The organism is Aerococcus sp. HMSC10H05 (assembly GCF_001806975.1).
GTDB lineage: Bacteria > Bacillota > Bacilli > Lactobacillales > Aerococcaceae > Aerococcus > Aerococcus viridans_B.
Window position 1 is genome coordinate 42859 of the sequence record NZ_KV786975.1, and the last position, 26297, is coordinate 69155.

Genomic DNA, 26297 nt, shown 5'->3' on the forward strand with positions numbered 1-26297 from the left:
AAAGGAGGGGGGAACATATGTCAACATTTTTTGATTATGCTAAAATCTGGGTAAAAGCAGGTAAGGGTGGCGACGGTATGGTTGCCTTTTTACGAGAAAAATATCGTCCAGATGGTGGTCCAGCTGGAGGAGATGGTGGCCGTGGTGGTGACGTTATCTTCAAAGTAGATGAAGGATTGAGAACTTTGATGGACTTCCGCTACAACCGTCACTTCAAAGCGAAACCAGGCGAAAATGGTATGCCTAAAGGAATGTATGGACGTGGTGCAGAAGATATGTATGTCGCTGTACCCCCTGGAACAGTAGTTAAAAACTTTGACACTGGTCAAATTATTGGTGATTTAGTAAAAGATGGTGAAGAACTTGTTGTTGCTCACGGAGGTCGTGGTGGTCGTGGGAATATGAAATTCGCCACTCATAACAATCCTGCACCGGAAATCGCGGAGAATGGTGAACCAGGAGAGGAAATTACCCTGCAACTAGAATTAAAATTAATTGCTGATGCAGGATTAGTAGGTTTCCCTTCAGTTGGGAAATCAACGTTATTATCTGTTGTGACGGCAGCAACACCAAAAATAGGGGACTATCACTTTACAACAATTACGCCCAACTTAGGTGTAGTGAATACACGTTCAAACGAATCATTCGTACTAGCGGATTTACCAGGTTTAATTGAGGGAGCAGCTGACGGTATAGGGCTAGGTTTCCAATTTTTACGTCATGTTGAACGAACTAAGGTAATTTTACATGTAATTGATATGGGTGGTTTTGAAAATCGAGATCCTTTTGAGGATTACGTTGCTATTAATAAGGAACTACATCATTATGATGATCAACTAATGTCACGACCAACGATTATCGTAGCGAACAAGATGGATATTCCTGAAGCTGAATTATATATTGAAGAGTTTAAGGAGAAACTTGCAAGCTATTTTGCTGAAAATTATCCAGATTTAGCACTGCCAGAGATATTCCCAATCTCTGCTTATACTAGAGAAGGATTGGAACCTTTAATGGACCATACTGCCGAATTGATTCGCTTGGAAGAAGAGCGGATTGCTGAAGAAGGTAAACAAGCTTCTACAGAAACAGTTGTTTATGAAATGCCTGAAGATGAAGAACCGCCATTCTATGTAGGACGAGAATCAGATGGTACTTTCTATCTATATGGGGATAAAATTGAGAAATTATTTAAAATGGCTAATTTGGAATATGATGAGTCAGCATTACGATTTGCTCGTCAATTGAAGAATATGGGTGTTGATAAAGCCTTGGCTGCACGTGGTGCTAAGCAAGGGGATATTATCCGAATATTGGATTACGAGTTTGAATTCCAAGAATAGATTTTCTAGGCATTGAAACAGGAGCGCACATTGAACAGGGAAACTTGGATTTAATGTGCGCTCTTGGTTTTTACGAATTTATAAATAGAAATGAGCGAAAGAAAGTGGAGATAACTTTTTTAGGAACAGGTGCTGGCGTACCGAGTAGAAGTCGGAATGTAACTAGTATCATGTTAAAATTATTAGACGAGAGTAATGAAATGTGGATGTTTGATTGTGGCGAAGCAACCCAGCATCAAATCATGAAAACCACGTTAAAACCCCGAAAAGTCACTAAAATTTTTATTACGCATCTACATGGCGACCATATTTTTGGTTTACCAGGTTTTCTATCTTCAAGAAGTCATCAAGGCGGAGAATCAGCGGTCACGATATACGGACCTAAAGGGATAAAAGCATATATAGAAAATTTTCTTCAGGTTACCCGTACTAGCTTAGGCTATGATTTAATCATTCATGAGTTAGCAGATGAAGGTATTGTTTTTCAAAATGACCAATATCAAGTCATTTACAAGACTTTAGACCACGCTATCCAGTCATATGGTTATAGGGTAATTGAAGCAGATCAGGTAGGTGAATTATTGATTGATAAAGCAAGAGCAGCCGGTGTACCAAATGGTCCGTTATTAGGTCAATTAAAACAAGGAAAAACCATCACACTAGATGATGGACGACAGTTGAATGGTCAGGATTTCATTGGACCAGATATAAAAGGTCGTATTATTACTATTTTAGGAGATACGCGTTATCATCGTAATGCTGTTGCACTAGCGAAAGATGCGGATATATTAGTTCATGAAGCTACTTTTGCAGAAGGTGAGGAACGTATGGCGCGTAATTACTATCATTCAACTGCCAAGCAAGCGGGTCTAGTAGCCAAGGAGGCGAATGTTAAACAATTACTATTAACGCATATCTCAGCAAGATATGTAGGGAAGACATCACAACAATTAGAAGCAGACGCTAAAAAGATATTTCATAATAGTCACATTGTAAAAGATTTTGATTCAATTAATCTAGGTAAGTAGCGAAATTTATAGGAGTGATGAAAATGTCTCAAACATATACAGTCATTACAGGTGCATCTTCAGGAATCGGTCAAGCTTTTGCCTACAAGATGGCTAGCAAAGGTAGAAATATCATTATCAATGGTCGTAATAAAAAGCGACTAAATGAAACAAAAAAGCATGCTCTTGAACTAGGTGCCGGTCAAGTGTTAGCCTATACGGCGGATTTAGTTACGGGAGATGAAGCTGAAAATTTCGCCAAATACTGTTTTGATAAAGGTCAGATTGAAAACTTCGTACATTGTTTAGGTTTCGGTGATTTTTCAACGATTGAAGACCAAGATTATACTCAAATTGCCAAGTTAACGCATACAAACTTACTATTGACTATGTTTCTTTCAAAACGCTTTGCAGCTGGAATGTTAGACCAAGATACTAAAACAAATAATATTACTTTAATTTCTTCAGTAGCTGGTTTAATCCAAACACCTAAGTCAGCCGTTTATGCAGCTAGTAAAGCAGGTGTTCATGCCTTTGCCAATGGACTAAGACAAGATTTATGGTCGACTAAGATTAAGGTTACTTGCATTCTACCAGGACCGGTTGACACAGCTTTCTTTGATATCGCAGATAAAGATGGGTCATATTTTGAAAATGTCCAAACTTTTGCTACAACACCAGAGATTGTGGCGGACAAAATGGCAACCGCAATCGAACGTGGCCAGTTTGAGCTAGTTGTACCATTCTACTATGATATCATGAATCGCTTGATGCGATTGGCACCAAACGTAGCTTATCGTTTAATACATTTAACTTTTAAAAAAGGTCAGTTTAGAGACTGATTTTTCTACAGTATTTAGAAATGAGGACCAATTTTGTTGCAATCAGTTTATGAATGGATAGAACCTGAATATTTAACGAAAGAGGATGACCAATCTACAGCCTTTATCCAACAACTAGCTGAAGACTTATCCTTACCCAAAATGGTTGTACAAGTTATTTATGATAAAGGCTATCAAACGACAGCAGCTATCCGAGCTTTTATTGCTAAAGAGCCCATATTTCACGATCCATTCCTGTTAAAAGATATGGATAAGGCCGTTTCAAGACTCCAGCAAGCCGTTGAAAACTATGAAGAAATTTTAATTTATGGGGATTATGATGCAGATGGGATTACATCAACAACTATTCTCTATGAGACACTAGAGATGCTTGGGGCGAATGTATCTTTTTATTTACCTAATCGATTTGAAGATGGATATGGGCCAAACAAAGATGTCTATGCCTATTACATCAAGAAAGGCACCCAATTAATACTCACTTGTGATAATGGTGTCGCTGGTCATGAGGCAGTTGCTTATGCTAAAGAGCAAGGGATTGATGTGATTATCACAGACCATCATGAAATTGGCGATAGCTTGCCGGATGCTTATGCCATCGTCCACCCACGTCACCCAGAAGGGCAATATCCTTTTGGTGATCTAGCGGGGGCTGGTGTGGCCTTAAAATTGGCTACAGCGCTACTTGGTGAAACACCTAGTGATTTACTAGATGTTGCTGCGATTGGAACAGTTGCTGACTCAGTCTCATTAACTGATGAAAACCGGGTCATTGTTTCGTCTGGTATAGACCAAATGAAGCATACTGAACGGTTAGGATTACAAATGTTCTTTGAAAAAGAAAATATTCAACCTGACCAAATCGATGAACAAACAATTAGTTTTATTCTGGGGCCTAGATTAAATGCATTAGGTCGTCTAGGTGATCCAAATCCTGGAGTACAATTTTTAACTTCATTTGATGACCAAGAAGTAGCAGAATTGGTTGAACTATTAGATTCAGAGAATAACGCTCGTAAAGCAATTGTAGATGAGATGGTGAAAGAAGCTGAAGCTCTCGTTGATGGCGAAAATCATTTACCACAGATGATTATTTTAGGTCAGGAAGGTTGGCACGAAGGGGTGCTTGGTATTGTAGCTAGTCGTTTGGTTGAAAAGTACCATCGCCCAACTATTTTATTAAGTAAGAATAGCGAAAAGGGTACTTATAAAGGGTCTGGACGTTCCGTTGAAGGAATTGACCTTTTCCAAGTATTACAAGCTGGAAAAGATTATACAGATAAATTTGGTGGTCATGAAATGGCTGCCGGGATGACAGTTCCTATTGATCAATTTGAAGATTGGAAAACAACTTTACTTGATCGAATGATTGAATTTGCATCGGTATTTAATCAGAAAACACCCTTAAGAATTGATGGGGTTATTGATATTTCTGATATTACCCTTGAAAATATTAAGGCACTTGATCCGATAAAGCCATTTGGAACCGATAATAGACAGCCTTTATTTCTAATGAGAGATATTCAATTATCACAAATTCAGTTAATTGGAAAAGATAAAAATACCTTAAAGCTAATGGTAACAGACGGTGATGTCAAAATAAGTATGATTGCTTTCAAGTCGGGTGACTTAGCGAAACAACTAGTAGCGAATGAACCAATTGATGTGGTATTTAGTTTGTCTGTTAATGCATGGAATGGTAATCAATCACCACAAGCACAAATCAAAGATATTCGTCAAGCAAGTAAGAGTATTTTTGATTTACGGAATTTGCGCGAGCGTAATCAAATTATGTCGATAGAAAATGCCATTTATGTTTTTGAAAATGAGCCATTTTTCCAAGCTTATAAGGATGATATTCCTTTCACCAGTGAGGCAATTATGACTAGTGATATTGGTCAAATTATAGAAAAGGGCACGACCCTTGTTGCTTATAAAAGCTTAGTAATTTTTGATATTCCAAAAGACTTATCAGCTATAAAAGACTTGATAATTAGTAAGGCGATTGATAATATTTATGTCTATGCATACTCCTCTATTAATGCTTATTTGGTAGGAAAACCAACACGTCAAGAATTCGCTCAATTATATAAATATTTACAAGGGCATGGGACTGTACCACTTGCAGGTAATGAGCAAGTACTGGCAGACTACTTTAAAATTTCCAAGGTAAAACTAGAATTAATGGTGAAAGTTCTAGAAGAAGCTGAGCTAGTCAAATGGCATAATACAGATTTAGTGACCATACCGGTCAGTGAGAAAGTTGACTTACTAGCCACTAAAACTATGGCTGATTGGGCGTCCCAAATCAATAATGAACGATTATTGCGGTATAATGATGTTACTATGATTAAAGATTATTTCTATTCAGGAGGAAAATAATGGATTTTAAACAATATATTGCAGATGTACAGGACTTCCCAGAGAAAGATATTTTATTTAGAGATATTACACCTCTGATGGGGAATGGTCCAGCTTTCCACGAAGCAATCGATGAAATTGTGGCATTTGCACGAGAAAAAGATGTTGATGTCGTTGTCGGACCAGAAGCTCGTGGTTTTATTGTAGGTTGTCCGGTTGCTTATGCATTAAACATCGGTTTTGTACCAGCTCGTAAGAAAGGCAAACTACCTCGTGAAATCGAATCTATTGATTACGGTTTAGAGTACGGAAAGTCAACTTTACAAATCCATAAAGATGCTATCAAACCAGGTGACAAAGTCCTTATCGCTGATGATTTATTAGCTACGGGAGGCACAATCGAAGCATGTGTTTCGTTAATCGAGAAATTGGGTGGCGAAGTAGTTGGCGCTGCCTTCTTAGTTGAATTAGATGAATTTAAGGCTAGAGAAAAAATTGCTGGAACAGATGTCTTTTCATTGATGCATTATTAATTCTAAAAAAAACATGACTAACCCTCGTCAGTTAAGTAGACTAGACAGTAGGGCGTCATGTTTTTTTGATATAGGGTATTATGGACGTGTGCTCGAGGCAGTTTCTTTATATATAGGGCAAACAAAATGTGCACACTATATAGCTATACTGAGTTTAGTATGTATGTTCTCTAAATAGACTAATAACGCGACCCAAAATTTGAACATCTGTTAAAATGATCGGTTCTAAACTATGATTTTCAGGTTGCAGGCGAATATATCCATCTTCTTTAAAGAAACGTTTACAGGTAGCTTCCCCTTCATCTGTCATTGCAATAACGATATCGCCGTTTTTAGCAGTTGATTCTTGCCGAACAATCACATAATCCCCGTCTAAGATACCGGCTTCAATCATCGAATCGCCACGAATTTTTAACATAAATAATGATTCGGACTGATTTTGCAGAGTAGGTGGAATTGGAAAATAATCTTCAATTTCTTCAATTGCTGTAATTGGCTGACCAGCTGTTACTGTACCGATCATTGGGATACCTTGGTTAGATACACCTAACAATGTCAACCCTTTGTCAGTAATCTCCATGGCACGAGGTTTTGTCGCATTACGTAGAAGATAACCTTGTTTCTCTAATTGTGATAAATGGCCATGTACGGTTGATGTTGAGGATAAATTTACTGCTTCACAGATTTCTCTTACAGTGGGAGGGAATCCTTGACTTTGTATATTAGAATAAATACATTTAAGTATTTGCAGATGACGTTCTTTCATTAGCTGTACTCCTTTTGATATAGGTTATGAGTTCTAACTATTCGCTTTTATTTGAATCTAGTATAGCACGTATGTTCGGTCAATACAAACGTACATTCGATAAACTAAACAAAAAACCATATAACATTGAATAATAAATTGTTTGCTATAATGAAGGTGATGATGAAACGCTTTTATAATTTAGACAAAGGGTGACAAACATGAGTGATAAGGGCTTTTTATTTATATTCAATAAGTCAGCCGGAAAGAAGAAAAAAGCTGATATTAATGCATTAATACAAGAGCGAGCGTCTATATTTGGTATAGATAAAGATAATATATTTTTAGTTTATTCAACTTCAAAAACATCTAGTCAATTTTTAATCGACCGTTTTGCCAAAAAATACGCTGACGGTGTAGTGATCGCTTGTGGTGGAGATGGCACTGTACACTCAATTGGGAATATAGTTATCGATACAAATTTTACTTTTGCTATTTTACCTTTTGGTACGGGAAATGACTTTTACGGAAGTTTATATGGTAAGCGATCAATTAAAGATCAAGTTGATCAAATTTTTAAAGGGGCAACTAGTGCGACTGATGCTATCTTTATTCCTGAGTTAGATTTATATGTCATGAATATTTTGAGTGTTGGCTTAGATGCAAATGTCGTGTACCAGGCTAATCATTTCAAGAAAAAGAACAAAATATTTCAAAAATATGTCTATATGGCTTCTATTCCTAAGGCATTAACAAATGGTACAGCTTTTGATATTATATTAAAAGCCCGGTTAGCGGGAGTGGATCAGCAAATTGAACCTGGCCCTTATATACTTGCCGCTTTGTGTAATGGAATCATGTACGGTGGTGGTTTTAAGGTGAATCTTAATGGTCAAATGGATGATGGATTGCTAGAATTGGTCTATGCGCAAACGCTTCCAACACGCAAAATATGGGGCTTAATATATAAATTTTTCTCAGGAAACCATGGTGGTGTTAAAGAGTTGCATCATCTAACTTGTGATGAAGTAGTATATATAAGTGAGAACGGATTGCCAATGAACTTAAACTGTGATGGCGAGATCTATCAGTTGCCTGTATTTACTTGCCAAGTAAAAAAACATGCTTATAAACGTATTCGTTAGTATAAATATCTAAAAAGGTCGAACGAGTATACGCTAGGTTGGTTAGCCATATGGCTGGTAAAGAATAGCTTTTCGTTCGACCTCTTTATATAGAAATGTTAGTTCAATTTGGCTGGTGTTACAAATATAGTCTTTTGTTCAAAATAATTTACAAAACCAGGTTTACTACCATTTGGTTTTTTTACATGTTTTACTTGTGTGTAATCAACAGGTACATTATTAGATTGCCTGTATTTTGAATATGCAGCCGCTAATTGTGCAGCTTGAGTAATTTCAGCCTCACTAGGATTACTAGATTCTAAAATAACGTGTGAACCGGGAATATCCTTTGTGTGGAACCAATAGTGGTTTTTGTTGGCTTGACGCATGGTCAATTGATCATTTTGTTTGTTATTACGTCCAACTAAAATACGATTCCCTTCTTGAGTTTGGAATTCCCGAGGCTTAGCTGAAGCATTATTTGATCTCTTTTTCTTATCTTGCTTTTGTTTTTTTAGATAACCTTGATCAATTAATTCTTCCCGAATATCTGCTAATTCATTTGGTTCAGCAAAATTTAATTGTGTTTGAATAGATTCTAGATATTGGATTTCAGCTTCAGCAACTTGTTTTTGTTTCTCAATATGATTAATCGCATTACGCAACTTATTATATTTGTGATAATATTTCTGTGCATTTTGCGATGGCGATAGGGCGGGATCTAAGCTGATTGTAATCGGTTGGTCATTATCGTGGTAGTTCGCTAAGGTAACCTCTGTTTGACCTTTTTCAATCTGGTATAAAAAGGTGGTCAATAATTCACCTTTTAATTGGAAGATATCTGCTTTAGACGACTTTTCTATATCTTGATTTAGATTGGCCAAACGTTTGTGTTGGTGCTTAAGATTCTTATCTACTGCTTGAATAATCGCATTACCAACTTGGCGCACATAGTCATGCTTACTTTTTTCTGCATAGTATGCTGTTAATAGTTCACTTAAATTATGATATTGGTGTTTCTCACCAGAAATAGTAGCATAAGGGAACGCTAAAAAGTGTTGCTTATTCTCTTGTATCACTAGTGTTGGCGTAGGATGGTCAAATCTGATACAGAAATCTCGAATGACTTCATATGGTTTACGACTATCTATTTCAATTAGGTGTGCTAATTCAATAGCCGAATCACGACCCAACCCCATCAATTGACTCTGTAAGAACTTTGTTGTCATTAAAGATTTATCCGCTTCAAAATTTTCGCCAACTTTAAAAGGATTCACTTGATTTTGATGTGGAGGAAGTTGATAAGTTGCACCAGGTAAGATTGTTCTAAAAGTATTTTGATACATTGGCACATGTTTAATCGCATCGATAATCTTCTTATCTTTGTCTAATAAAAAGATATTGGAATGACGTCCCATGATTTCGACAATTAATTGTTGTTGACTAGCGTCACCTAACTCATCTCTTCTAGTTAAATTAAAAATGATTATTCTATCATTATCATACTGTTCAATACCTTCAATAATATTTCCTTCAACATATTTCCGTAATACCATAGTAAAGTTTGGTGGTGTTTCAGGATTATTATAGGCTTGCTCTGTTATTTGTATACGCCCGAAACTCGGATGGGCTGAAATTAATAATTTGTGGTTTTTGCGGTTAGCACGGATAGTTAATACCAGTTCCATCTCATAAGGTTGTTGGATTTTATGAATCCGACCACCTGCTAACGTTGTGTTTAATTCTTTAATTAGTGCATGGGTAAACATACCGTCAAAAGACATGTAAGCACCACCTTCCTAACACACTATTATAAGGGTTTTTATTTCTTTTGGCAAAAAAGTGGATCATTTTAACATATCGAATCCAAAATGAATTATCCTTTTTCCTGATATTATGCTTGTCTTTTTTCTCATGATTTGCTAATATTTGATTAACAAGATATCAAAGATGAAGGGAGCCACTCAAATGTTAACTACTGTGCAAACAATGAAAAACTGGCAAAGCCACATAAATTAGTTGTATCTGCACGAGTGCGCATAGATACAACTTCAGTTTTCTGGACTGTATTTATGTGGAGAACATATTTGAGCCTTTCAAAATAACCCCCACATAGACATGTAGTAATGATTACTAGAATCAACTATGTGGGAACTTAACGTCCTACAGTTTAGAGTGGGGCGTTTTTTTGTATAGATTAGGAGGAGAAACATGAAGAAAATTTCAAGTATTGCTTCGGGGTTAGTCGTTGCACTTTTTGCATTATATTTAGCAATGCCGACGCTTATTGCTAAAAGAGAGGGATTAGAAATTCCCACAAAAGAAGCAGGTGAGTCTCAATTAGTAGTTACTGAAGAGGATATCACTGTTGGCTTATTGCAGTTTATCCAACACCCATCATTAGATCAAATTAGAGAAGGGTTTTATGATGGTATGGCTGAGCGAGGTTATGTAGAAGGTGAAAACATCACCATTGATTATCAAAATGGTCAGGGAAATCAATCCGATTTAGCCATGATTTCTGATGCTTTTATAGCTGAAGATGCAGATATTTTAGTTGGTATTGCTACTCCAGCTGCACAAGCTTTAGCTAATGCTTCTAATGGAGACCGCCCTGTAATTCTTTCTGCAGTATCAGATCCCTCTAATAATGGTTTCATTGCTTCTGATGAAGAACCTGGTGCTAATATTACTGGAGTAACAGATACAGCGCCAGTTGCAGAGCAGTTTGATCTAATGCAGGAAATTTTACCTGATATAGAGAGTGTAGGTATTATATATAATTCATCTGAGTCAAACGTTACAAGAACAGTCAATGACGCAAAAACGGAAGCAGAAAGCAGAGGATTAACAGTTATTGAAGCAACGATTACCTCAACCAATGATTTAGCTTCCGTGGCTGAACAATTGGCTGGTCAGGTAGATGCTATTTGGGTGCCAAATGACAACACAATCGCGAGTGCCATGGATACATTAATACAGGTAACTGATGCAAAGGACATTCCTATAATACCTGTAGTTGATGCTATGGTTGCTGATGGTGGTTTAGCGACTGTTGGCATTAATCAATATCAATTTGGGTTAGATACGGCAACAGTCGTTGCTGATGTGATTGAGGGTGCAAATACTGAAACGTATCCAATTATTTATAATGATAAAACGGATACTTATATTAATACAACAAAGGCAGCTGATTTAGGTATTGAGTTACCAAAAGAAGTCGTTAGTGATGCAATTGATGTCAATAGTGAAGCGTATGCTGAATTAGTTGGTGAATAAGGAGGGGATAAAATGGATATGATGATTAGTGCTATTTCTCAGGGAACAATCTGGGCGGTGATGGGTCTGGGCATTTATATCACGTTTAGAATTTTAAATGCACCTGATATGACAACTGAAGGTTCTTTTGTACTTGGAGGTGCGATTGGTGCGCAAATGCTTTACTTTAATATCGATCCTTTCACAACCCTACTGATATCTTTTTTAGCTGGTATGGCAGCGGGAGCGATTACAGGATTTTTAGTCACACGTGTCAGTATAAATCCTTTGTTAGCCGGAATCATTACAATGACAGGTATTTATTCAATTAACTTGAAAATCATGGGTAAGGCTAATATGTCTTTATCTACAGTCACTACATTAAAGTCAGCTATTGCAAATTTATCCTTGCCACGAAATGTTGATACTATTGTGATTGGCTTAGTGATTATTGCTACGATCATCCTTTTATTAACTTATTTCTTTAAAACTGAAATGGGTCAAGCGCTAATTGCGACTGGTGATAATATACAAATGGCTAAGTCTTTAGGTATTGAAACTTCTGAAATGACAATGTTGGGCTATATGTTAGCAAATGGTTTGATCGCAATCTCAGGATATATTGTATCTACAGACAATGGATATGCAGATATTCAAATGGGAGTTGGTACGGTTGTGATTGGCTTAGCTTCTATCATTATTGGAGAAGTTTTATTCCGTAATGTTAAATTAGGAGTTCGTTTTATGACAATTTTAATTGGTTCAATAATCTATCGTTTACTTTTAACAATCGTGTTAATGTTGAACTTTGAAGCAAATGACTTCCGTTTATTCTCAGCAATAATTGTGGCTTTATGTTTAGCCATTCCTACTATCCAAAACAGACTAGCAGATTATCGTGAATATAGAAAGGTGACTAAATCATGACGACTTTATTAGAGATTTATCAAGCTAGAAAAATATTTAATAAACGAACGCCAGATGCCTTCGCAGCTTTAGATGACTTATCTCTTAAAGTTGAAAAAGGGGATTTCATTACAATTGTCGGGGGAAATGGTGCTGGAAAATCAACCTTATTAAATGCAATTGCAGGCACCTTTTTACTAGACTCAGGTAACATTACGTTAAATGGAAAAGATATTACACGTCTTGCAGAGGAAGAGCGTGCGAAATCAGTTTCTCGTGTTTTTCAAAACCAATCTATGGGTACAGCGCCACGGATGACTGTTGAAGAAAATCTCTCCTTAGCTTTGAAACGTGGGCAAAAGAGAGGGTTTAAACTAGCTATTAAAGAGGAGAACCGAAAGCAATTCCAACAAGCGTTGAGTCAACTACACCTGGGCTTAGAAAATCGTTTGGATACAGAAATAGGGCTCCTTTCTGGTGGGCAAAGACAAGCCATTGCGTTATTGATGGCAACCCTCACAAGACCAGAAATTCTATTATTAGATGAGCACACAGCTGCTTTAGATGCTAAGACTTCTAAACGTATTTTAGAAATCTCTTCTGATCAAGTGAAAGATCATAATTTAACCGCTTTAATGATTACACATAATTTACAAGATGCTTTGTTATATGGCAATCGAATGATTTTATTACATCACGGCAAAATTATTAAAGATTTCAGTAAGGCAGAAAAAGATGCGTTAACAGCTGGAGATTTATATCAAATGATGGCTGATTTGGCTGAATCAGACTATATGGAACGATAAAGTACTTAAAAATAAAGAGCCATGAACAATGCTTGTCAAATTGACAGCGTGCCTGTTCATGGCTCTTTTTATATAAAAACGACTTAGATATACTTAAGTTGCGTCATTAACAAACTTATGCTAATTTAGCCAAACGGTCCGGTTGGAAACCGTAGAAAGCTTCTTCATTTTCCGCAACAATTACAGGAACAGCTTGGAAGCCCATGTCTTTAACTTTCGCTAATGCTTCTTCAGACTCTGTTATATCGATCGTTTGAAAATCAATTTCTTTTTCAGTTAAATATTTTTTTGTGAAATTGCATTGCATGCAATTTGGTTTAGTATATACAGTTACCATTATATTTCCTCCTAAAAATTCCATATATTGTTATGGGTTTTCTTATAAGCACAATATATAGAGTTTATGAGCAAGAGTCAAGTTGTTTAACTGAAATTATTTGTCCAGACTTTTATGACTGGTTCAAAAGCTTGATGTGTCAAATTTTCTACATAATGCAAAAATAATATTTATTTTTTTAGTGCAAATATAGTACTTCGTAAGGTATATTTATCAAACGCACAAAATATAACTTTATCAGAAATTTGAAGTCTTGTCACTTATATTTTGTAAATAAAATAGACAAATGTATAATAATGAAATGAAACAGTTTTTTTTGGGAGGAATAAAGTAATAAAGAAAGCAGCTCTAGGTTTAGCTACTGCAATACTGTTAGCAGCTTGTGGTAATACCAATACTTTAAATGATAAGGTGTTAAATATGCAATCTACGGATGAGATTCAATCTGTAGACACGGCTTTTGCAGCCTCTAATATTGCTACAATCACTGCTAATATGAATTTTTACAATGGTTTATATACTTATGATTTAGATAATCAGCTAATTGCTGCAGATGCAGAAAATGTACCAGAAGTGTCGGAAGATGGTTTAGTGTATACCATAAAGATAAAAGAAACGGCAAAGTGGTCTAATGGAGATGCGGTAACAGCTGAAGATTACGTTTACGCTTGGCGACGGATGGTTGATCCGAATCTGGGTGCACCTTACGCTTATATGTTTGATGGTATTATTAAAAATGCCAGTGAAATTATGGCAGGAGATATGGCAATAAATGACTTAGGTGTTCGAGCGATAGATGATCATACGCTAGAAATTAGTTTAGAAAACCCAAGTACTTATTTTACTGATTTATTAACTATACCTGCCTACTATCCCCAAAACAAAGAGGTAGTTGAAGCAGCAGGTGATCAATATGGCTCTACAAGTGATAGCGCAGTTTATAATGGTCCTTTTGTGTTAACGAATTGGGATACTGCTAGTGGTAACACCTGGACCTTTGAGAAAAATGAACAATACTGGGATGCTGATAATGTTCATCTTGACACTGTAAATTTCCAATATCTTCCAGAAACTGCAACTGCTTTAAACTTGTATGATTCAGGTGAATTAGATGTGATAGAGTTAACCGGTAATTTTGCAGTTCAAAATCAAAGTAATAAAGATTTCCAAACCTATCCGACGCCTCGAACGAATTATATTGAAGTCAACCACGAAACGCCAGGATTGGACAATTTGAATATTCGACAAGCACTTTACCAAGCCATTGACCGTGAAGCTTTTGTAGATAACATACTACAGAATGGTTCGATCGCAACTAACGGATTTGTGTCACGTGAAGTAGCATGGAATCCGGATACAGCTGTTGATTTTAGGGATGATGCTATAATCGAAACAGATTATGACTTGAAAGAAGCTCAAGAAAATTGGGAAGAAGGCCTTGCTGAAAGTAATTTAGAAACTTTATCCTTGGATATGGTTGCTGCCGACGATGAAGAAAGTCAGTTATTTGCAGAATATATTCAATCTCAATTAACAGAACATCTTCCTTGAATTGAAGTGACTATTCATACTATGCCATCATCAGCTCGTTTTGCAGCCTTATCAAAAGGTGAGTACGACTTGGGTGTGACTTTTTGGCAAGCTGACTTCGGTGATCCAATTAATTATCTGGAACGATTTGATTCAAGTATCACACGTGGAAACTATCACTATGATGACCTAGATGCATTAGTTAACCAGAGTCGTACACAAGCACTTGAACCAGAGAATAGATGGCAAACTTTAATTCAATTAGAACAAGTAGGCTTGGATGAATATGCGGTACAAATTCCTGTTTATCAGTCTTATCAAGCAATATTACAGAATCCTAAAGTTACAGATATTAATCGTCCTGGACAGTCGTATATTAACTTTAGATGGGCAGATATTCAAACACAATAAACGAATGATGATAGATAATCTAACGTGATAAGGGATGCACCTAAACATTTGTGTGAACATGTTTATCATTTTGTCATAAAAAAACTTTTCTTATCTGATCATTTTGTATATAATAATGACAGTTCTCATTATATTGTAATAATTAAGAACAGAAAGTAGGAATTAACATGAATGCACAAGAATATATTAAGGTCACTCAAGAAAAATGGCACAAACAATATGAGGCTGAGCCGGAATTTATCCAAGTCTTAGATGAATTTCTAGATTCTGTTGCGCCTGTAATTGAAGAGCATCCTGAATACGTAGAAAAAAATATTCTACAAATTCTAGCGATTCCAGAAAGAATCATTTCATTCCGTGTTCCTTGGACAGATGATCAAGGAAACGCACAAGTAAATACTGGTTATCGAGTTCAATTTAACTCAGCTCTTGGACCTTATAAAGGTGGGATTCGTTTCCATCCTACTGTTAATCAAAGTATCCTAAAATTCCTTGGTTTTGAACAAATCTTTAAAAATGCACTTACCGGACAACCAATCGGTGGTGGTAAAGGTGGATCTGACTTTGATCCTAAAGGTAAGTCAGACAATGAAATTATGAGATTCTGTCAAAGTTTCATGACGGAATTACAAAAATATATTGGCCCAGACCAAGATATACCTGCAGGTGATATCGGTGTTGGTGGACGAGAAGTCGGTTTCTTATTCGGTCAATATAAAAAATTACGTGGCTTTGAGAATGGTGTTTTAACCGGTAAACCATTATTATACGGTGGTTCATTAGCACGTACAGAAGCCACTGGATATGGTGCTGTTTACTTCTTAAATGAAATGTTGAAAGCTAAGAATGAAACAATTGAAGGTAAGCGAGCAATTATTTCTGGTGCTGGAAACGTAGCTATTTATGCTGCTAAGAAATTACAAGAACTAGGTGGTATCGTAATTTCAGTATCTGATTCAACTGGATATATCATTGATGAAACTGGTATTGATATTGATCTTTTACGTGACGTAAAAGAAGTGCGTCGTGAACGTTTAACGGCCTATGCTGAAGCAAAATCTACGGCAAGTTACTTTGAGGGATCTGTTTGGGATCATGACATTGCAGCTGATTTAGCTATTCCAGCAGCAACGCAGAATGAAATTAAAAAACCTCAAGCTGACCAGTTGATTAGGAATGGTATTCAATACGTTTCTGAGGGTGCTAATATGCCTTTAGATGCGCCAGCAACAGAAACATTACTAAGCAGTGATGTTTACGTTGGACCAGCAAAAGCAGCAAATGCTGGTGGTGTAGCTGTTTCCGCCTTAGAAATGGCACAAAATAGCCAACGTCAAAGTTGGACATTTGAAGAAGTTGATGGCATGCTACAAGTCATCATGAAAAATATCTTTAGTGTGTCAAAAGAAGCTGCAAGTACATACGGTAAAGAAGATAATTTAATCGCTGGTGCAAATATTGCTGGTTTTAAAAAAGTAGCAGATGCGATGATATCTCAAGGCTTGATATAATTAAAATTATATCAACCATATGATACGAAGAAAAGAGGCTGGGAAAAATATCTCAGCCTCTTTTTGCTATATAATCGGCTTTTGGTCCAGTACGTCAATTCTAAACGATTTTTGGCTCACCTTTTTTCTATTTAGGATGAATTTGTGAATGATAGGTATTTTTCATAGGAGGTGTTAAAATGGATGAGAGGGAGTGGTGATTCATGGCGCAAGAAAAGAAACCTTTAAATTTATCCGCAATAAAACATCTGATACCAGAGCGTGCATCTGATGCTTATAAAAATCTTTTTGGACATGTATTGATCATTGCTGGAAATGAGGCGATGGGCGGTGCTGCCCAAATGGCCGGAATGGCTGTGGTTAATTCCGGTACAGGATTAACCACTATTGCAACAGATAAAGTGAACTTACCAGCTATTCATACCGTTTTACCAGAAGCGATGATCATTGATTGGACGGATAAGTCTGCTATTGAAAATATGATTGATAAGGCTGATGTTATACTGATAGGTCCAGGTTTTGGAATGGATAATAAAGGTCTATGGTTATACTTAAAGTGTCTCTTGAAACAATCACAAAGACAGCTGAAAATTATACTGGATGCTGACGCCCTAAATTTATTAGCGTACGATTTGAAACATAAAGCTACCGTACATGAAATAGTATCACCGAATATTCATCATCAAATTATTTTAACGCCACATATAGGTGAATGGCGACGGCTGACTGATGGGAGAATAGCTAATGGTGACCAAGTTAGTGTCCAAGCGTGGGTAGATCAACAAAACGTTACGCTTGTTTTAAAGGGCGCACCCACAGAAATATATTTTCCTAATCAAAATATTATTTGGCAAAATACTTTGGGTAATCCGGGGATGGCAATCGGTGGTATGGGGGATACACTTGCTGGTATGATTGCTGGATTGGTTGGACAGGTAACTGAAAGTCATGACGCTATTAAATTTGCAGTATTCTTACACTCATATATTGGTGACAAACTTTATGAGGATCAGTATATTGTTTTACCAAGTAGATTAAGCGAAGAAATCCCTCGTGCAATGAAAGAAATAGTCAAAATAAAATAGAAAGTGTGAAATGATGGTAAGTAAAAAGGCGCGTTACACCAACCCTTCAGCTGGTATTTTAATTCTTACTCGGGTACAAGATGGGAAAAAACAGGTACTTTTGCAACATAGAGGACGAACAGAAATGCTTCCAAATGTGTGGGATTGTATTTCTGGTCATGTAGAAGAACAAGAAACAATCAGACAAACAATGGTAAGAGAAGCTTATGAAGAGTTATCCATCATTGTAAAAGCGGAGGATATCGAATTTGTAGGAATGACGCATCTTCGCTTAGATGATGAAACGACTTACTATAATATCTTTTTGACGACTGATAAATTTATTGGCACACCAAAAATCATGGAAAAAGATAAGCATGATGATTTAAAATGGGTGAATTTGGATGCATTACCTGCGATGGCTCATGAAATGATCAATAATAGGTATCAGGCTATCCAACATTTAGAACGACCACCATTTTATTCAGAAGAAGGGTTCGAGTAAAATTTTTATGATAGAAAGAGAACATCATTTTGGATGTTCTTTTTTTATTGACAGAAAATGATTGATTTTGGATGTTTTTGCGTGTATAATAGTTATGGTATTGAGTAAGCGTTTGCATCAACTTACAGAATATTTTCGTGAGAGGAGTTCTAAACAAGTGTTATTAGAAGAGCGTAAGGCGATCATCTTAGACTACTTAAAACAGCATCATATGGTTGATTTGCAAACTCTTGTTGCAATGACAAATGCAAGTGAATCTACTTTGCGTCGGGACCTAGATAGCATGGAAGATGAAGGGATTTTGGTTCGGATTCATGGTGGTGCTAAACTAAAAAAAAGTACGAATCCTGTAATTGGAGATGAGCCACGATTTAGTGATAAAGTACTAGATAACGCAAATGAAAAAAGACTAATTGCCAAATATGCAGTAAGTCTGATTCAAAACGGCGAAACTATTTATCTAGATGCCGGGACAACATCGTTACTGATGCTTGATTTTATCAGCCCTGAAATGCAGTTGAATATCGTCACCAATGGTGTTGATCAAGCGATGGTCGCAGCGGGTAAAGGTCTAAATATTCAATTATTGGGTGGTACTTTACGTGCTAATACTCAAGCAATTGTAGGTCAAAGTGCACACAAACAATTAAGTAAATATCATTTTCATCATGTTTTTTTGGGTATGAATGGTATAGATTTGCATGATGGTCTTACAACAACAGATGAGGCAGAAGCTTTTTTGAAAGAGCAGGCTAGCAGTCAAAGTATTAATGTACATGTATTGATTGATCAGAGTAAGTTTGAAAAAACTTATCCAATTACTGTTAATCTAGATGCTAATTTCCAGATTATCACGAATATCTTTAAAGTTAGAAGTGCAAAAGAAGAATTTACTCAAGTATTTGAAATAGAGGAGGTTAACAATTGATTTATACATTAACGTTAAATCCCTCAATCGATTATCTAATGTATATCGATGAGATTCAATTGGGCAAAACAAATAGATCAACGCGTGAACAAATGTTACCAGGTGGAAAAGGGATAAATGTATCTCGTATACTTAATCAATTTGAAGTACCAAACATTGCTTTAGGTTTTGTAGGCGGTTTTTCAGGAGATTTTATCCGTGAATGGTTAGAAAAAGAAGGCTCTTCGACACAATTTATTGAAATTTCTAGTCCTACCCGTATCAATGTAAAAACAAAAGGATCTAAGGAAACTGAAATAAATGGCGCAGGTCCAATCATTGATGAAGCGGCGATTAACCAGTTACGCCAACAGATTCAAACGATGACTTCAGAAGATTTGATTGTTCTTTCTGGAAGTAAAGCACAAGGGTTACCTGATGATTTCTATCTTAGCCTAATTAGATTATTGAAAGAAAGGGACATACCATTTATATTTGATACTGCAAGCCAAGAACTAATTGAAGCATTACCAATGTCACCACTATTAGTAAAACCTAACCAAGATGAATTAGGAGACTTATTCGGTGTTGAAATTCATTCTTTAGAAGATGTTATGTTGTACGGTAAGAAGTTACAGGAAATGGGTGCAGAAAATGTCATTGTATCTCTAGGTGGAGATGGCGCATTGTTTATTGATGCTGAACGTATTGTGAAAGCAGACGCACCCAAAGGACAAGTAATCAATACAGTAGGGTCTGGTGATTCAATGATTGCTGGATTCATTGCTGGATTACAACAAGGTTTGCCAGCTTCTCAAGCCTTCGTGCTCGCGGTACAAAGTGGGAGTGCTACAGCCTTTAAAGAAGATTTGGCTGAAAAGCAAGATATTGACGGTCTAAACGGGGCTGTTGGACTTACATTCTTACATAAATAATCAATATAGTCATAAATGAAGGAGATAGATATGAAAATTACGGATATTTTACGTGAAGATTTGATGATTCTTGACGTGAAAGCAGATAGTAAAGCTGCTATTTTAGACGAAATGACACAAAAATTACTAGATACTGGTGCAGTAACCGATTTTGATAGTTTTCGTGCAGATATCCAAAAACGTGAAGATACAATGAGTACTGGTTTAGGTAACGGTATTGCGATGCCTCATGCTAAAAATGAATCAGTTAAAAAGACATCAGTTGTTTTTGCTAAAAAACCAGGTGGATTAGATTTTGAATCTTTAGACGGTCAACCAGCTGAATTGTTCTTTATGATTGCTGCTGAAGGCGGATCTGCAGATACACACTTACAAGTACTTGCTGAGCTTTCTAAATTACTAATGAACGAAGATTTTATCGCTGCCCTAAAGGGTGCTCAAGATACTGCAGCAATTAAAGGCGTCTTGAATTTAGCCCAAGCACAATTAGAGGCGGAAAATAAAGAAGAAGAAACTTCTGCTGATGTATCTGCAGCAGAAGTTGATGAAAAACAACCATATATCGTTGCTGTAACTGCCTGCCCAACAGGAATTGCACATACATATATGGCAGAGGATGCCTTAAAGAAAAAAGCGCAAGAAATGGGTGTTCAGATTAAAGTTGAAACCCGTGGTTCTGAAGGCGTCAAACATGGTTTAACTAAGGAAGATATTGAACGTGCTGACGGTGTCATAGTCGCAGTAAGTAAAAATGTTCCGATGGGTCGCTTTAAAGGTAAAAAGGTCGTAGAGCGCCCTGTTGCAGATGGTATTAATAAAACAGAGGAATTAATAAACCTAGCCCTATCTGGAGATGCTCCAGTATATACAACGAATCGTCAAGATGAGGACGAGGTTTCAAGTGAAGAGGGCGCAGGATCTGGACGTTTTAACTTTAAATCTCTATATAAAGATTTGATGAACGGTATCTCAGCAATGCTACCATTCGTAATTGCTGGTGGTATTATTATCGCTATTTCATTCCTAATTGAACGATTTACAGGTAGTGAATCAGCATTTTTCCTAGGATTTAATGGTATAGGATCTGCAGCTTTTGCTTTCTTAATCCCAGTATTAGCAGGTAACATTGCAAAATCTATCGGTGGACAACCAGCCTTAGTTGCAGGATTCTCAGCAGGGGCTTTGGCTAATACAGCAGGTGCTGGTTTCTTAGGTGGTTTAGTAGGTGGTTTCCTTGCTGGTTATGTAACACTATTAGTAATTGAGTTGCTAAAAGGTTTACCAAAATCATTAGCAGGTACAAGAACTATCTTATTCTACCCAGTACTAACATTACTTATCACTGGTATAATAATGTTCTATATATTAGGACCAATTTTTGCCGGTATTAATACGGGTATGTTAAACTTCCTTGAAAGTCTTGGTACTGCTAATCTAGTATTATTAGGTGCTTTATTAGGTGGTATGATGGCTATCGATATGGGTGGTCCATTCAATAAAGCTGCCTATGCTTTCTCTATTGGTATCTTTACGGATACAGGTGACGGTAAATTTATGGCTGCAGTAATGGCTGGTGGTATGGTTCCTCCTTTGGCAATTGCTTTAGCTTCCATCATTTTCAAAAATAAATTTACAAAAACACAAAAACAATCAGCTTTAACTAACTTTATTATGGGACTAACCTTTATTACTGAAGGGGCTATTCCATTTGCTGCCGCTGATCCATTACGGGTAATTTCATCAAGTGTTATTGGTGCTGCTGTTGCCGGTGGTTTAACACAATTCTGGGCAACTAATGTACCCGCACCACACGGTGGTATTATCACTATGGTTGCTTTAGGTAATCATCCGCTACTACTGATTTTAGCTGTTATTATCGGTTCACTCATTTCAGCATTAGTTTTAGGCTTCTGGAAAAAAGAAGTTGCTGAAGAAGAAAGATAATGATAAGAGAATAAAAGAACAAATGCACGAAATTGATTAAAATCAGTTTCGTGCATTTTCTTATTTAAAAAATTAATATTGTAGATTTAACATAAAAACAGGTATAAAAATGCAAAATTTCAAAAAATTTGTAAAAAGATTAAGTTAGTCTATAGGAAGCCTATCAATTTGATCAAAAATCTACATAAATAAAGAACGGTTAATAAGAATTATTGAGATTGAATCAAGACAACTTTTAAAAAATAGTGGTATGATATTTTAGAATGAAAAAAGGTGTTAGGAGAGAATGTATGCGGGTTAAAGATATTATACTTAAAAATAAAGGCGTAGCTTTTTTAGCCTTTATCGCTAAGGTAGTAGAAGCAATATTAGAATTGTTAGTTCCTGTTGTCATGGCAACTTTAATTAATATGGGTATAAATCAAAATGATCAGTCCGTCATTAGGAGACAAGGTATGCTGTTAGTGGTCTTACCACTATTAGGCTATTTTGCAGCATTAATATGTCAATATTTAGCATCTAAGGTTGCTCAAGATATTGGGACAGAAGTACGCCTAGAGATGTTCAAAACATTAAACCATATGGATAGAAAACAATTGGATAAAATTACAGCTTCTTCAGTAGTTGTCAGAATTGAAAATGATACACAAAACCTTCAACTAGCGATTGCTTTAATGATTCGACTAGGTTCTCGTGTGCCCGTATTACTTATCGGATCTATTGTCATGGCCTTCTATGTTAGCCCGGCTTTAGCACCTATTTTCATTATAGGTGGCTTAATAATTGGTGTTATTTTAGTGTATATCAATATGTTTACCAATAAACAAAACGGACAAATCCAACGGCGAATGGATCAATTATCTCGAATTGTACGGGAAAACTTTTCTGGTATACGTGATATTCGCGCTTTTGCCAATGAAAAACATGAAGTTGATCGCTTTGAAAAACAAAATATTATCCTTAGAGCTGAGCAATTAACTATGGGAGGGGTTCAAGCCTTGGCCAATCCTTCAAGTTTGTTGTTAGTAAACTTAGCGATTGCCTTCATCCTATTCTTTGGTGGAAGGTTAGTGAATAACGGTCAATTTATGCAAGGGGATGTCGTTGCCTTAATACAATATATGAATAATATTTTGCTAGCTTTGAATGTATTGGTGAATATTTTATTGGTATTTAGTCGAGGCGTTGCAGGTATTCATCGAATTGATGAGGTATTAGAAATTAAGCCAGAAATTTTAAGTGGTGATAAACAAATTTTAGATCATACACCTCTTGCTATACACTTTGATAATGTTTCTTTTGCCTATGGTGAACGTAATACTATAGAGGATATAAATGCGGATATTCAACCTGGTTCCTTCTTTGGTATTATCGGAGGGACGGCATCCGGAAAATCGACTTTGGTTAATTTGTTATTACGCAATGATGATGTTAATCAGGGGAAAATAATGATTAATAATATGTTGATACAAGATTTAGACCTAAGAAATTATCGTCAAAAAATTGGTTTGGTCCCTCAATCAGCATCCCTATTTACCGGCACATTGAGAGAAAATTTACTCATGGGTAAACAGGATATTACTGATCAAGATCTATGGCAAGCGTTAGAAATAGCACAAGCTAAAGAATTCGTTGAACAAAATACATTAGGTTTAGATATGCCAGTTCGACAAGGCGGTAAAAACTTTTCAGGTGGTCAAAAACAACGTTTAACAATTGCACGAGCGTTAGTTGGTAAACCACAAGTTTTAATTCTTGACGATTCATCTAGTGCATTAGACTTTAGAACAGAATCAAAACTGCGGCAAGCCTTGGCCAAATTAGATACGACTATTATTATGATTTCACAGCGCGTTTCCTCAGTGCAACATGCTGATCAAATTTTAGTCATGAATAAGGGCCGGAGCGCGGGTATTGGAACTCATGAGGAATTATTGGTATCTAGTGAGATTTATCAAGCTATCGTTGCTTCGCAAATGCAAGAAGAGAAGGAGGAATAGGATATGGATAAAACGACTTTCTCTTGGTTGATGAACTATATCAAACAATATCGATGGACGACAATTAGTTTATTTTTATTTTCAACGATTACTGTCGTCTTTCAAGTACTGATACCCATCCAGATTGGACGAGCAATCAATGAAATTGTTGGTCTAGGCAAGGTAAACTACCAAGCCTTGTGGCAAGCCATCATTTGGTTAGGGATTTTTGCTTTAATCGCTGCCTTAGCCCAATACTTTCAAAACAAGATGTCTAACCGATTAACTTATCATATTATTGCTGACTTACATAGCGATGCATTTAATAAGATTCAAAAATTACCCCTATCATATGTAGATAATCACTCATTAGGTGATTTAGTCAGTCGTGTGATAAATGATGTGGATTTAGTTGGTAATGGCTTACTCCAAAGTTTTAATAACTTATTTTCAGGAGTCATTTTAATTGTTGGTGTTATTGCGATGATGTTATCTTTAGATGTAAAGATAGGATTAATCGTTATCATTTTAACGCCAATTTCCGTTGTTGTATCCTATTTTATTGCTAGTAAAACCTACCATCGCTTTACGGAACAAGTAAACTTACGTGGAGAATTAGGTGGCTACGTAGATGAAATGGCTCAAGGACAAATGATCGTCCGCGCTCTTACTTTTGAAGACCAAGCGATCAATCAATTTACTGATATTAATGGGAAAGTACATGAATCGGGCCTATGGTCGCAATTTTACGGTGCTTTAATTAACCCCACATCTCGGGTATTAAACTCAATTGTCTATGCTGTTGTCGGTGCAGTGGGTGCATTTACAGTACTAAGTGGCCAGTTAAGTGTAGGTATATTCTCTTCTTTTCTAACTTATGCTAACCAATACAACAAGCCGTTTAATGATATTTCTTCTATTATCAATGAAATGCAAACATCTATAGCTGCTGCAAGTCGTGTATTTGAATTAATGAGTGCTGAGGAAGAAGCGCCATCCCGCGATCAAATGGAACTAGCAAATATTGATGGTACTGTAGCATTTAAGGATGTAACATTCCATTATGACAGTCACCATCCATTGATAGAAGATTTAAATGTTCATGTAAATGCTGGTGATACAGTAGCAGTTGTTGGCCCAACTGGAGCAGGGAAGACAACCTTGATCAATATATTAATGCGTTTCTATGACCCAGTGTCAGGCGGTATTTATATTGATGGTGTGAACACCTTAGATATGCAACGCAGTTATTTGAGACAAAAATTTGGGATGGTTTTACAAGACTCTTGGATTTTTGAAGGGACAATTTTTGATAATATTGCCTATGGTAAATCTGGAGCTAGCTTGGAAGAAGTAATTGAAGTGGCTAAAAAAGCACAAATTCATGACATGATCATGCAGATGGACCAAGATTATCAATTTAAATTAAGCGAGAGTGGCAGTAACATCTCAAAAGGACAGCAACAATTAATATGTATAGCACGGATCATGTTAACCGATCCGGATATGTTGATCTTAGATGAGGCAACTTCTTCTATCGATACAATGACAGAGAAGGCTATTCAAGAAACATTTGATATGATGATGGAGAACCATACTACATTTATCGTAGCTCATCGTTTATCGACTATTGAAAATGCTGACCAAATTCTCTATATGGAAGATGGTCATGTGTTGGAGCAAGGTAACCATCAGACTTTATTAGCGAAAAAAGGTAAATATTATAACTTATATCAATCGCAGTTTGATCACCAAGCAGAATAGGCTTACCTCATATAAAGAAGCTAGGGAAAATATTTCTCTAGCTTCTTTTGCTATAAATAATTCAAAATGGTGGTAATATCGGGCTGAGTCACGATGCCGATAATATCTGATGGTTTTTGGATGGTATCTTTTTCAGAAATCAGTATAGACCTGGTTATATTTCATGTAGTGCTGAGGGACACGTTAGGCATATCTTAGTAGCAGATTGAGTTCAAGACGCCTAGGATGGTCTATAAGAGGTGCTGAAAATATTGCTAAGTTAAGAGTCTATAAATTAAATGGTGGACAAATTGATCAGTTAATATTATTTACAAATAAGTAGAAACAAAAAGAACGAAAGATTATTCAACTAGATGACCGTATCACTGTTGCTAAGAAAGCCGAATATATAGCTGGTCATAATGGCTCAATAGTGAATTATGGTTCATCTTCTTTAACGTTAGGTGTATTGAATCATACTTTTAGCTAGATAGCAGCATTCTGCCTTA

Annotated in this window: 22 protein-coding genes; 19 read left to right on the plus strand and 3 right to left on the minus strand. The window is 36.3% G+C overall.

The window, feature by feature from the left end; translation table 11 throughout:
• Nucleotides 1-17 precede the first annotated feature (17 nt).
• From obgE to HMPREF3116_RS03825, 5 genes are all read left to right on the plus strand, one after another.
• On the plus strand, nt 18-1343 hold the full coding sequence (gene obgE / locus HMPREF3116_RS03805) for a GTPase ObgE (RefSeq protein WP_070467869.1): 1326 nt from the start codon (nt 18-20) through the stop codon (nt 1341-1343).
• 104 nt (nt 1344-1447) lie between these two features.
• Nucleotides 1448-2371 carry a ribonuclease Z gene (gene rnz / locus HMPREF3116_RS03810; protein ID WP_070467870.1) on the plus strand — a complete coding sequence of 308 codons (924 nt, stop codon included), beginning with the start codon at nt 1448-1450 and terminating at the stop codon, nt 2369-2371.
• A gap of 23 nt (nt 2372-2394) precedes the next feature.
• A complete protein-coding gene (locus HMPREF3116_RS03815; protein ID WP_070467871.1) occupies nt 2395-3192 on the plus strand; it encodes an SDR family NAD(P)-dependent oxidoreductase in 798 nt (265 codons plus the stop codon).
• 33 nt (nt 3193-3225) lie between these two features.
• Nucleotides 3226-5571, plus strand: a complete 2346-nt coding sequence (recJ, locus tag HMPREF3116_RS03820) for a single-stranded-DNA-specific exonuclease RecJ (RefSeq protein ID WP_083272749.1) — start codon at nt 3226-3228, stop codon at nt 5569-5571.
• The gene (locus HMPREF3116_RS03825; protein WP_070467872.1) at nt 5571-6083 is read left to right on the plus strand and encodes an adenine phosphoribosyltransferase; all 513 of its coding nucleotides are present in this window, start codon (nt 5571-5573) and stop codon (nt 6081-6083) included. Before recJ ends, HMPREF3116_RS03825 begins: the two co-directional genes overlap by 1 nt.
• Before the next feature lie 154 nt (nt 6084-6237).
• On the opposite strand, the gene lexA is transcribed toward HMPREF3116_RS03825, so the two are convergent.
• The gene (gene lexA, locus HMPREF3116_RS03830; RefSeq protein WP_070467873.1) at nt 6238-6849 is read right to left on the minus strand and encodes a transcriptional repressor LexA; all 612 of its coding nucleotides are present in this window, start codon (nt 6847-6849) and stop codon (nt 6238-6240) included.
• 200 nt (nt 6850-7049) lie between these two features.
• Here lexA and HMPREF3116_RS03835 point away from each other — a divergent pair, with 200 nt between their 5' ends.
• The gene (locus tag HMPREF3116_RS03835) at nt 7050-7973 is read left to right on the plus strand and encodes a diacylglycerol/lipid kinase family protein (protein ID WP_070467874.1); all 924 of its coding nucleotides are present in this window, start codon (nt 7050-7052) and stop codon (nt 7971-7973) included.
• 98 nt (nt 7974-8071) lie between these two features.
• Here HMPREF3116_RS03835 and HMPREF3116_RS03840 read toward each other — a convergent pair whose 3' ends face one another.
• Nucleotides 8072-9736 (minus strand): NFACT RNA binding domain-containing protein, encoded by a 1665-nt coding sequence (locus tag HMPREF3116_RS03840; protein ID WP_070467875.1) that lies wholly within the window; start codon nt 9734-9736, stop codon nt 8072-8074.
• Between the two features lie 427 nt (nt 9737-10163).
• Between HMPREF3116_RS03840 and trpX the strand changes: the two genes are divergently transcribed.
• From trpX to HMPREF3116_RS03855, 3 genes are read left to right on the plus strand one after another with little or no spacing between them, the layout of a single operon-like run.
• Nucleotides 10164-11231, plus strand: coding sequence for a tryptophan ABC transporter substrate-binding protein (gene trpX, locus HMPREF3116_RS03845; protein ID WP_070467876.1), 1068 nt, complete (start codon nt 10164-10166; stop codon nt 11229-11231).
• A gap of 12 nt (nt 11232-11243) precedes the next feature.
• Entirely contained in the window at nt 11244-12137 is an 894-nt protein-coding gene (locus HMPREF3116_RS03850; protein WP_070467877.1) for an ABC transporter permease, read from the plus strand.
• Nucleotides 12134-12922: an ABC transporter ATP-binding protein gene (locus HMPREF3116_RS03855; RefSeq protein ID WP_070467878.1), complete on the plus strand. Its 789-nt coding sequence runs from the start codon at nt 12134-12136 to the stop codon at nt 12920-12922. The genes HMPREF3116_RS03850 and HMPREF3116_RS03855 overlap by 4 nt, the downstream gene beginning before the upstream one ends.
• 115 nt (nt 12923-13037) lie before the next feature.
• On the opposite strand, the gene nrdH is transcribed toward HMPREF3116_RS03855, so the two are convergent.
• Entirely contained in the window at nt 13038-13259 is a 222-nt protein-coding gene (gene nrdH, locus HMPREF3116_RS03860; RefSeq protein WP_070467879.1) for a glutaredoxin-like protein NrdH, read from the minus strand.
• A gap of 420 nt (nt 13260-13679) precedes the next feature.
• Here nrdH and HMPREF3116_RS03865 point away from each other — a divergent pair, with 420 nt between their 5' ends.
• From HMPREF3116_RS03865 to HMPREF3116_RS03905, 10 genes are all read left to right on the plus strand, one after another.
• The gene (locus HMPREF3116_RS03865; RefSeq protein ID WP_083272750.1) at nt 13680-14810 is read left to right on the plus strand and encodes a peptide ABC transporter substrate-binding protein; all 1131 of its coding nucleotides are present in this window, start codon (nt 13680-13682) and stop codon (nt 14808-14810) included.
• Nucleotides 14811-14831: 21 nt separating this feature from the next.
• Nucleotides 14832-15200 (plus strand): periplasmic substrate-binding domain-containing protein, encoded by a 369-nt coding sequence (locus tag HMPREF3116_RS08735; protein WP_083272751.1) that lies wholly within the window; start codon nt 14832-14834, stop codon nt 15198-15200.
• Between the two features lie 167 nt (nt 15201-15367).
• Nucleotides 15368-16711 carry an NADP-specific glutamate dehydrogenase gene (gene gdhA / locus HMPREF3116_RS03870; RefSeq protein ID WP_070467880.1) on the plus strand — a complete coding sequence of 448 codons (1344 nt, stop codon included), beginning with the start codon at nt 15368-15370 and terminating at the stop codon, nt 16709-16711.
• Nucleotides 16712-16914: 203 nt separating this feature from the next.
• The gene (locus HMPREF3116_RS03875; RefSeq protein ID WP_070467881.1) at nt 16915-17796 is read left to right on the plus strand and encodes an NAD(P)H-hydrate dehydratase; all 882 of its coding nucleotides are present in this window, start codon (nt 16915-16917) and stop codon (nt 17794-17796) included.
• A gap of 10 nt (nt 17797-17806) precedes the next feature.
• Complete coding sequence (locus tag HMPREF3116_RS03880) at nt 17807-18280, plus strand: NUDIX hydrolase (protein ID WP_246819044.1); 474 nt, start codon at nt 17807-17809, stop codon at nt 18278-18280.
• A 157-nt stretch (nt 18281-18437) separates the two neighbouring features.
• Nucleotides 18438-19208 (plus strand): DeoR/GlpR family DNA-binding transcription regulator, encoded by a 771-nt coding sequence (locus HMPREF3116_RS03885; protein ID WP_070467883.1) that lies wholly within the window; start codon nt 18438-18440, stop codon nt 19206-19208.
• Nucleotides 19205-20122 (plus strand): 1-phosphofructokinase, encoded by a 918-nt coding sequence (gene pfkB / locus HMPREF3116_RS03890; RefSeq protein ID WP_070467884.1) that lies wholly within the window; start codon nt 19205-19207, stop codon nt 20120-20122. Before HMPREF3116_RS03885 ends, pfkB begins: the two co-directional genes overlap by 4 nt.
• Nucleotides 20123-20152: 30 nt before the next feature.
• Nucleotides 20153-22066 carry a PTS fructose transporter subunit IIABC gene (locus tag HMPREF3116_RS03895; RefSeq protein ID WP_070467885.1) on the plus strand — a complete coding sequence of 638 codons (1914 nt, stop codon included), beginning with the start codon at nt 20153-20155 and terminating at the stop codon, nt 22064-22066.
• Between the two features lie 290 nt (nt 22067-22356).
• Nucleotides 22357-24066 (plus strand): ABC transporter ATP-binding protein, encoded by a 1710-nt coding sequence (locus HMPREF3116_RS03900; protein WP_070467886.1) that lies wholly within the window; start codon nt 22357-22359, stop codon nt 24064-24066.
• 3 nt (nt 24067-24069) lie between these two features.
• Nucleotides 24070-25809, plus strand: coding sequence for an ABC transporter ATP-binding protein (locus HMPREF3116_RS03905; protein ID WP_070467887.1), 1740 nt, complete (start codon nt 24070-24072; stop codon nt 25807-25809).
• Nucleotides 25810-26297: the final 488 nt, after the last annotated feature.

Excerpts from the sequence above, each read along its gene's own strand:
- obgE (WP_070467869.1), top strand. The coding sequence starts at position 18 with ATGTCAACATTTTTTGATTATGCTAAAATCTGGGTAAAAGCAGGTAAG.
- HMPREF3116_RS03815 (WP_070467871.1), top strand. The coding sequence starts at position 2,395 with ATGTCTCAAACATATACAGTCATTACAGGTGCATCTTCAGGAATCGGT.
- HMPREF3116_RS03825 (WP_070467872.1), top strand. The coding sequence starts at position 5,571 with ATGGATTTTAAACAATATATTGCAGATGTACAGGACTTCCCAGAGAAA.
- lexA (WP_070467873.1), bottom strand. The coding sequence starts at position 6,849 with ATGAAAGAACGTCATCTGCAAATACTTAAATGTATTTATTCTAATATA.
- HMPREF3116_RS03835 (WP_070467874.1), top strand. The coding sequence starts at position 7,050 with ATGAGTGATAAGGGCTTTTTATTTATATTCAATAAGTCAGCCGGAAAG.
- HMPREF3116_RS03840 (WP_070467875.1), bottom strand. The coding sequence starts at position 9,736 with ATGTCTTTTGACGGTATGTTTACCCATGCACTAATTAAAGAATTAAAC.
- trpX (WP_070467876.1), top strand. The coding sequence starts at position 10,164 with ATGAAGAAAATTTCAAGTATTGCTTCGGGGTTAGTCGTTGCACTTTTT.
- HMPREF3116_RS03850 (WP_070467877.1), top strand. The coding sequence starts at position 11,244 with ATGGATATGATGATTAGTGCTATTTCTCAGGGAACAATCTGGGCGGTG.
- HMPREF3116_RS03855 (WP_070467878.1), top strand. The coding sequence starts at position 12,134 with ATGACGACTTTATTAGAGATTTATCAAGCTAGAAAAATATTTAATAAA.
- nrdH (WP_070467879.1), bottom strand. The coding sequence starts at position 13,259 with ATGGTAACTGTATATACTAAACCAAATTGCATGCAATGCAATTTCACA.
- HMPREF3116_RS03865 (WP_083272750.1), top strand. The coding sequence starts at position 13,680 with ATGCAATCTACGGATGAGATTCAATCTGTAGACACGGCTTTTGCAGCC.
- HMPREF3116_RS08735 (WP_083272751.1), top strand. The coding sequence starts at position 14,832 with ATGCCATCATCAGCTCGTTTTGCAGCCTTATCAAAAGGTGAGTACGAC.
- gdhA (WP_070467880.1), top strand. The coding sequence starts at position 15,368 with ATGAATGCACAAGAATATATTAAGGTCACTCAAGAAAAATGGCACAAA.
- HMPREF3116_RS03875 (WP_070467881.1), top strand. The coding sequence starts at position 16,915 with ATGGCGCAAGAAAAGAAACCTTTAAATTTATCCGCAATAAAACATCTG.
- HMPREF3116_RS03880 (WP_246819044.1), top strand. The coding sequence starts at position 17,807 with ATGATGGTAAGTAAAAAGGCGCGTTACACCAACCCTTCAGCTGGTATT.
- HMPREF3116_RS03895 (WP_070467885.1), top strand. The coding sequence starts at position 20,153 with ATGAAAATTACGGATATTTTACGTGAAGATTTGATGATTCTTGACGTG.
- HMPREF3116_RS03900 (WP_070467886.1), top strand. The coding sequence starts at position 22,357 with ATGCGGGTTAAAGATATTATACTTAAAAATAAAGGCGTAGCTTTTTTA.
- HMPREF3116_RS03905 (WP_070467887.1), top strand. The coding sequence starts at position 24,070 with ATGGATAAAACGACTTTCTCTTGGTTGATGAACTATATCAAACAATAT.